At 22.5% G+C, this 9,168-nt stretch carries 6 protein-coding genes; 5 read left to right on the top strand and 1 reads right to left on the bottom strand.

Translation table 25 applies throughout. The annotated features are described in order from the left end of the window. Positions 1 to 177: 177 nt before the first annotated feature. The gene (gene infB / locus VAMP_RS03600) at positions 178 to 2,874 is read right to left on the bottom strand and encodes a translation initiation factor IF-2 (RefSeq protein WP_213349378.1); all 2,697 of its coding nucleotides are present in this window, start codon (positions 2,872 to 2,874) and stop codon (positions 178 to 180) included. 199 nt (positions 2,875 to 3,073) lie between these two features. Here infB and pheS point away from each other — a divergent pair, with 199 nt between their 5' ends. From pheS to VAMP_RS03575, 5 genes are all read left to right on the top strand, one after another. Then, entirely contained in the window at positions 3,074 to 4,099 is a 1,026-nt protein-coding gene (gene pheS, locus VAMP_RS03595; RefSeq protein ID WP_213349376.1) for a phenylalanine--tRNA ligase subunit alpha, read from the top strand. 30 nt (positions 4,100 to 4,129) lie between these two features. Next, a complete protein-coding gene (locus tag VAMP_RS03590; protein ID WP_213349373.1) occupies positions 4,130 to 4,699 on the top strand; it encodes a Sua5/YciO/YrdC/YwlC family protein in 570 nt (189 codons plus the stop codon). Between the two features lie 129 nt (positions 4,700 to 4,828). Then, complete coding sequence (gene ychF / locus VAMP_RS03585; protein ID WP_213349369.1) at positions 4,829 to 5,923, top strand: redox-regulated ATPase YchF; 1,095 nt, start codon at positions 4,829 to 4,831, stop codon at positions 5,921 to 5,923. A 174-nt stretch (positions 5,924 to 6,097) separates the two neighbouring features. Next, positions 6,098 to 7,990: a DNA gyrase/topoisomerase IV subunit B gene (locus VAMP_RS07085; RefSeq protein WP_213349367.1), complete on the top strand. Its 1,893-nt coding sequence runs from the start codon at positions 6,098 to 6,100 to the stop codon at positions 7,988 to 7,990. Positions 7,991 to 8,158: 168 nt separating this feature from the next. After that, positions 8,159 to 9,168, top strand: a 1,010-nt coding sequence (locus VAMP_RS03575) for a hypothetical protein (protein WP_213349365.1), incomplete at its 3' end; no start/stop codon positions are given.

Here is a 9,168-nt window from a genome sequence, read left to right as displayed (position 1 = left end):
TAATCAAACAACTAATTTCATTTTATAAATAATTTTCAAATAAATATATTATATATACAGTATCATACTAATTATAATAAATAAATTAAATATAAAAATATTAATTAATTTTTAACTTAATTTATTGTTCATCATAAAAAATGATTTAATTTATAATTAAAAATTATTTTTTATATATTATTCCATTACAAAAAAATCTAAAACATCTCATACTTGTAATTTTTGAGAAACTTTTATTTTAATACCACATTCGTGACCTACAGAAATTTCTTCAACATTTTCTTGTTCTTTTTTTAAGGAACTTACTTTACCAGTTGCAAAAGCTTGTATATCTTTCTCTTCTTCTTTTTTTATTTCATCTTTATATACTCTCAAATATGATCAATTTCTAATTTTTCATTGAATAACTTTTCATCAAACAATCATTTCTTTTCATTTTCTATAAAATACAGCTTTAATCTCTAATTTTCATATATGAACTTCTTCTTTTTCTATCACAATCATTCAAGTAGCTAATGTTTGTACATAATCTATAAGTTCATAGATAATATCAAATGACTTAATTATAACTCATTGATTTTCAGCTTTTTTCTTGATTAAAGCATTATTAATAAGATTAAATCAAACAATAAAAGCAAGAGAAGCTTTTGCCAAATTAATATCAGAATCATTAACTGCTCATACATCACTATGTAGTATTTTAATTTCAACATTTTCATGTACATCTATTTTTCATATAGCATATTTTAATGCTTCCAAACTTCAAAAACTATCAGATTTTAAAATAAGTTTAAGTTGTGTCTTTTCTCATGCAGAAATTTGATCCAATAAATTTTGAACTCAAATTCATACAACTTCGTTTTCTTCATTATCTTTAATTTTTTGTATTTTATTACGAGCATCTTTTTCCGAATTTATAACTTCCACAATACTTCAAGGTTTTGGTAAATCTTGTATTCAAAGAATTTGTATAGGATCTCAACCGAAACTTTTTCTTATATCTTGTTTTTTCCAGTTGGTCATTCTTTTTATCTTTCCATATGTAGATCCTAAAATAATAACATCTCAAATATTCATATTTCAAGTCATTAATATCATACTAGCTGTAATTCATTTTTTAGCATCTTTTTTTGACTCCAAAATAACACCAACTCAATTTCTTTCAGAATTATATTTTAATTCTAATATTTCAGATTGTAAACTTACCATATCTAACAATTCGTCAATTCATTCTCAAGTAATAGAAGAAATTGGAACTACAATAGTTTCTCATCACCAATCTTCAGCAACTAATCAATGTTCTGAAAGTTTAGATTTAACTAACTCAATATTAGAGTTTGGCAAATCTATTTTTGTAACTGCAACAATTATAGGAACTTGTGCATCTTTTGCATGATTTATAGCTTCTACAGTTTGCTGTTTAATTCAATCATCAGCAGCAACAACAATAATTGCTACATCAGTTATTTTTGATCACCTAGATCTTAATGCTGTAAATAATTCATGTCAAGGAGTATCTATAAAAGTTATTAAATTTCAATTATGATGAATTTGTGATGCTCAAATAGACTGTGTTATTCAACCCGCTTCTCATCATACAACATCAGTTTTTCTAATATAATCCAATAATTTAGTTTTACCATGATCTACATGTCCCATAACTGTAACAATAGGAGCTCTAACTGAAAGATTTGGCAAATCTTTATCAAGATCCAAAATAGATTTAATATCTCAAGACAATAATTTACTTACAGAAACATCTTCTTTTTCTTTTTCTACTTTAACACCAAGTTCTTCTCATATCAAAGATGCTGTATCAAAATCTATATTAGATGCTACCGACAAAACAATTTTATTTCACAATAAAGCTTTCATTAGCTCTTGTAATGAAACTCACATTTTTTCCGAAAATTCTTTTATACTTATTTTATCTCATATACTAATAACATCTTTTTTCTTTAATGTTGAAGAAACTTGAGGATTTATCTCTCTTTTTTTAATTGGTTCTTCTTTTTTAACAAAAGATGCTTGTTTTTTCTTATCTTTTTTTGTTAATTTTGTAGTTTTTTTTCAGTAATTATTTACTTTACCAAAATTAGAAGAAGTATTAACTTTATCACTTTTTTTAACTATATTAAACTTTATTCATCATTGTTTTTTTTCTCAATTATTATTGTTGCCTACAACAGGTGTATTATTTGATTTATTATCATTTTTCTTTTCTTCTTTTATATTCTGATTCTGATCTATTTTTTTGGTTACTTTAAACTTATTACCTGTTTTCTTATTTTTACCTCAAACAGATATATTTTTTGATCAAGCTTTTTCTTCTGAATTAAGATTTATTTTTTCTTTTTTTTCTTCTACTTCTACCTCTACTTCTTTATTTTTATCATTTTCTTCATTAATAAATTCATCTTTTCATAGATCTTTTTTATCTATATCTATATCTAAATTAGTATTAATAAATTCTTTTTCATCTTTTTTTACTTTTACTTCTTCAATATTCTCAAGTTTTTCAATAATTTCATTTTTTTTGTCAGAAATAGTGCTTACAATTTGTTCTTTTTTTAAGTTTTTTTTATTATCTATAATCATATTATTTATTTCAGATTCAAATCATAATTCAGATAAAAAAGAATTCTCTTCCAAAAGAATATCATCATCAGATACAAATGTTTTTTTATAAGAAATTTTTGAAGTATCACTATCTTCAAGTTTTGGCTTTAATTCTTTTTTTAATTTATTAAAAACATTATCAGAAATTCTTGAAGTTTTCTCACTATAAACTTTACCAGTTTTTTCTTTTACAAATTGAATAAATTCTTTTTTTGTAAGTCAAAATTCTTTACTTGCGACACTAATGCTTACCATACAAAATTGTAGTTTACAAAATTAAATAATATTAATATATAAAGATTTTTTAATAAAAAACAACTATAAATATGTTTTTTTTTATAGTAGTACTGATAATTTAATCTTGTTGGTACAAAAAAATATTTAAATCTTGAAAATATTTATTTTTTCATTATATATATTTAATATAATTTTATTATATAATATATATTTTTTTATGATAAATAAAGATGAAATTTTAAAAAATTTAGATAGTGTTTGTGATGTAGAATGATTACAATCTTTTCATTGAAAATATCTTGGTAAGAAATCTCAAATAAATGAAGAATTTAAAACTTTGGGAAAATTGTCTCCTGAAGAAAGAAAAGAAAAATGACAATTTCTTAGTTCTCTAAAGAATGAAATACAAATTGAATTTGATAAAAAACAGAATTTTTTAAAAAAAGAACAAATAAATAAAAAATTAAATAATGAACTTATAGATATAGGTATTCCATCTTTTGATATAGATAAATGATATTTAAATTTGATTTCAAAAACTAGGAGACAAATAGAAGAAATATCTAGATGAATGTGATTTATAATAGAAAAAGGAGATAGTTTAGTTAGTAAATATGAAAATTTTAATTCTCTTAATGTTCCATCTAATCATCCTGCTACTGAAATGCATGATACTATTTTTCTTACAAATAAAGATGAAAAATGAGAAGAATATATATTAAGAACTCATACTTCTGCTAAACAAAATGATATATTTAAAAAATATTGAGCACCATCAAAAGTTGTAATTCCAGGTAAAGTTTATAGATATGAAAATTTAGATTCATCTCATGATTCATGTTTTCGGCAATATGAATGAATTGTAGTTTGAGAAAATATATCTATGGCAGAGCTTAAATATACTTTGAGAGAACTTTTGTCCAAAATATTAGAAAATGATGAACTTGAAATAAGAATGAGACCTTGATATTTTCCTTTTGTAGAACCAGGTATGGAAATTGATGCATCTTGTCCTATTTGTAAATGAAAATGATGTAGTTTGTGTAAATGAACTGGTTGGATAGAAATTTTATGAGCTTGAATGATCCATCCTAATGTTCTTAAAGAGTGATGAATAGATACTGAAAAATATTCATGATTTGCATTTGGTATGTGAATGACTAGACTGATAGCAGTTAAATATTGAATTAAAGATATAAGACTTTTGACAAATTGAGATATAAGATTCATAAAAAGTTTTTAGATTTTATTTTATTGAATTAATTTATTTTTAATGGAGAAAATAAATTTCAATTATTTCTGTGATAATTTTGATTTTTATGTAAAAGAAGCATTAAATAATAAAATTTTTATTTATCCTACAGATACTATTTATTGAATTTGATCTATTGTAAATAAATCAAATATTGAGAGAATTTATGATATTAAAAAAAGAGATAAAAATAAACCTTTTTCTATTGTAGCTCCAAATATTGATTGGATCAAAGAAAATTTTATTACAAGTAATGATTTTGAAGAAAAATTTAATTTTTTTTTGGAAAATAATCACGGTATTACAGTAATTCTTAGTAAAAAAAATAATTTATTCTTGCCCGATATCTGAGTAAATAATAAAGTTTGAGTTAGAATATTAAAAAATAATTTTCAAAATTTTGTAACTAAATTAAATCAAGCTTTTATTACTACTTCTGCAAATATTTCAAATACTGATTATATAGAAGATGAAAAATATTTTGAAGAAAAATTTGAAAAAAATGTTGATTATATTCTGATACATAATTACAAAAAATCTGTTGAATCTAGAATTATAGATTTTACTGATAATTACAAAATTTTGAGATAATTTTTTTAGTTTAAATTAATACAATTTTTTATTTTAAAAAATTTTTGAAATAAAAAACAATATCTTGTTGAAATAAAATATTAATTAATTATAATGATATTTAAATTTATTTAATTAAATATATTTTTTATGAAAATAGGTATAGTTGGCTTGCCAAATGTTGGTAAATCTACATTGTTTAATGCTCTTACAAATTCTTATTCTGCAGATAGTTGAAATTTTCCATTTTGTACTATTGATGCAAATACTTGAATAGTTGATGTAAAAGATGAAAGAGTTGATAAATTATCTGAAATTTCAAATTCTAAAAATAAAATTTATGCAAATATTAAATTTGTTGATATAGCAGGTTTGGTGAAATGAGCGAGTAATGGTGAATGATTAGGTAATAAATTCTTATGAAATATAAGGGAAGTTGATGCTATTGTGCAAGTGGTAAGACATTTTGAAGATGAAGATGTAAATCATGTAGATTGAAATGTTGATCCTATGAGAGATATAGAAACAATAAATACAGAACTTATAATATCCGATTTGCAACAAATAGAAGATAAATTACCTCAATTATCAAAAAAAGTTAAAAGTAAAGATAAAGATGCAATAGATACTTTTTCTGTTTTGGAAAAAGCAAAATCAATATTACAAGAATGAAAATTAATATATGATATATATAGTGATTTTTCTGATAAAGAAAAAAATATTTTGAAACAATATAATTTTCTTACAAATAAACCGTTTATATATGTTTTAAATGTTTCCGAAGAAAATATTTTAAATTCTTCAAAATTAATAAAAGAATATGAAAAAAAGCTTGATAAAGTAGTTTGTTTAGTAAGTGCAAAAATTGAAGCTGATATGATAGAATTTGATAAACAAGAAAAACAAGATTTTTTGAAAGATATGTATTGAGATGTAAAAATTCCTACATTGGATGATTTGATAAAAAAATCTTTTGATGAAGTTGGGCTTATGTATTATTTTACAAGTTGAGAAAAAGAAACTAAAGCTTGGACAATATTAAAAAATAGTACAGCTCCTCAAGCAGCATGAGCTATTCATACTGATTTTCAAAGATGATTTATTAAAGCAGAAATAGTAAAATATGAAGATCTTTTGGAAACATTTTCTTGGCAAAAAGCAAAAGAAAAATGATTAGTAAAATTGCAATGAAAGGATTATGTTGTTCAAGACTGAGATGTAATAATTTTTAAATTTAATGTTTAATTTACTAGATTATTTTTTGAGAATATATGTCAAGAATAATAATTTGATTATATAATATTATTATTGTCAATAAATTTTGGGTATTAAGATAAAAATAGTTTTTACAATTGAATTTATTAAAAAAATATATATAATATAGTTTATATTTTTAGTATTTATTAAATAAATTAATATATGACATATGATGCCTCTCAAATAAAAGTTTTGGAATGATTGGAACCTGTAAGACAAAGACCTTGAATGTATATATGATCCACAGATACAAAATGATTACATCATATGGTACAAGAAATAGTAGATAATGCAGTTGATGAATCTTTAGCAGGTTTTTGTAATAATATTACTGTTGTTTTATGAGAATGAAACTGGGTTTCAGTTTATGATGATGGTAGATGAATTCCAGTTGCTAAACATAAAAAAACTAATAAATCTGCATTGGAAACAATATTGACAGTTTTACATGCTTGAGGTAAATTTGAAAAATCTGCATACAAAGTAAGTTGAGGTTTGCATTGAGTTGGTTCTTCTGTTGTAAATGCATTATCAACTGATATGATAGCACAAGTTCATAAAAATTGAAAACTTTATCAACAAGAATATAAAAAATGAGTTCCTGTAGATGATGTTAAAATAATTTGAGAAACTGATAAAACTTGAACAACTATAAAATTTAGACCAGATTGAGATATTTTTGAAACTATTGAATTTTCTTACAATTTAATTACTACTAGACTTAAACAATCTGCTTATTTAACTCCTTGAGTTTCTTTTACTATAATAGATGAAAGAACTGATAAAAGAGAAAGATTTTATTTTCAATGATGAATAAAAACTTGGTTAAAAAATATAGTATGAGAACAAGTTTCTGTAACTGATCAATATTTTATTCAAAAAGAATGAAAAGATATATGGGCTGATATAAGTTTTCAATTTGTGGATACTACTAATGATAATATTATTTCTTTTGTAAACAATGTACATACTATAGATGGTGGTAGTCATGTAAATGGTTTCAAAAATTCTTTACTTAAAATAATAAATGAAACTGCTCAAAGTTTTAATCAAGTTGATAAGAAAATATGAGAATTTCAAATGTCAGATATTACAGATGGATTATATGCTATAATTAGTATTAAAATTCCAGAACCTCAATTTGAATGACAAACTAAATGAAAATTGGGTAATTCTTATGTAAGAAAAGAAATTGATAAAATTGTTTATGATTATCTGAAAGATTATTTTAAACAAAATGAAGATCAATTCAAAAATCTTTTGGAAAAAATAACTTTGAGTGCAAAAGCTAGAATAGCTGCAAAAATGGCGAGAGAAACTGTTTTGAGGAAAAATGTTTTATCTACTTGAGTTTTGCCTTGAAAACTTTCTGATTGTCATATTAAAAAACCTGAATGAACGGAACTTTATATAGTAGAGGGTAATTCTGCTGGTTGAAGTGCGAAGCAGGGTAGGGATAGTGCATTTCAAGCAATATTGCCTTTGAGAGGTAAAATATTGAATACTGAAAATGCTGCTATGCAGAGAATATTACAAAATAATGAAGTTAAATCTTTAATAATTGCAATTTGATGATGAATAAAAGATAATTTTGATATTAGTAAAATAAGATATGAAAAAATTATAATAATGACGGATGCTGATGTTGATGGAGCTCATATTAGAACCTTATTGCTTACATTTTTTTATAGATATATGAAACCACTAGTTGATAATTGAAATCTTTATATTGCAGTACCTCCTATATATAAGTTAAAACAAGGTAAAAAAGAAGTATATATATATCCTCCAAATGTTGATTTAAATAAATCAATTCAAGAAAATTGATTTTGACAAAATGTTCAAATAAGTAGATATAAATGACTTTGAGAAATGAATCCACAACAACTTTGGGATACTACAATGGATCCAGAATTTAGAAAAATGCAACAAGTAACTGTTCAAGATGCTCAAGAATCAGATAGATTATTTAGAGTTCTTATGTGAGAAGATGTTTCTATGAGAAGAAATTTTATATTAAATAATGCCAAAAATGTAAAAGATCTTGATTTATAAAAAAATATTTTTTATCTAATAACCATTTTTTTAATTTAATTTAATTAAAAAAGTGGTATTTTTTTGATTTAATATAATAAAACTTAAAATATACTTGAAAATTTAATAAATAATATTATACTTTATTTTAAGTAAATAATATTATTTATTAAAATAAAAAAATAAAAAATGAAAAAATTATATATATTAATGTTGTTTATTATAGTTTCTTTGGGAAATTTAACTTCTATATCATTTTGAGCAACATCTTCAACTTTATTAAATGAAGTTTATAAAAATATAATAAGTACAGCAGAAATTCCTGATACTTTTGAGAAGTTTGATGTGTTATGAGGTGTATCTTCTATTAATTTTGATCAATTAGATTCTTCACAAAAATCAAATGCTCTGAATAAATTATCAAATGAATCTCCAAAAAGTCAGCCTACTTTTATAGATGTAGCAATTTTGCAATTGAGAACTGTTCAAAATTTGGAAGGTTCTCTAAAATATTTTGATATAAGTGATATTAAAGTTTTATTTCAAAATAATGATAGTTATAATAATTATTTGAGATGGGAAAATAAATTTACATGATATCAAAATAGACAAGAATTTGTAGATGCTTTTACTGGTTATGTAAATTTGAAAGATGTTTGAATATGAACAGATATTATTAATTGACTTTCTTGTAAATTATTGGATGAACTAGAAAGTTCGGATTGTAGTTTCCAAAAAATAACTGTAAAATCTTATGATAATAAATTAGATTTTTATAGTTTAAAATATATTATAGAAAATATTTTAGAAATTATTGATAATTATGTAAGTATATATAAAAAATTAGAAAAAATTAATGATGAATTAGATAATATTTGAGATGAAAATACAAGAAATTATTTATCAAACTATTTATCAAAAATATTTGATGAATGAGAAAATATAGATTGAGATAGAGAAAAAATTTGAGATTATTTGACAGCTAGAATAAATAATTTACAAACAATTATATTTAATATAGATGAGCAAGATATGAATCTTAGATGAATATATAATATTTATTTACAAATAAATCATGCTAGTATTTGAATAAAAAAAGTATCATCTATTTATAAACCTATGATTCAATGAAATGAAAAAAAACTAAGAGAATGAATTTCACAAAATTTAAAATCAGAAATGAGAGAATTATTTGATAA

It is taken from the genome of Candidatus Vampirococcus lugosii (assembly GCF_018420025.1).
Lineage (GTDB): Bacteria > Patescibacteriota > Gracilibacteria > Absconditabacterales > Absconditicoccaceae > Vampirococcus > Vampirococcus lugosii.
Note: the sequence above shows the minus strand (reverse complement) of the source record. Positions and strands in the feature narration are given on the sequence as shown.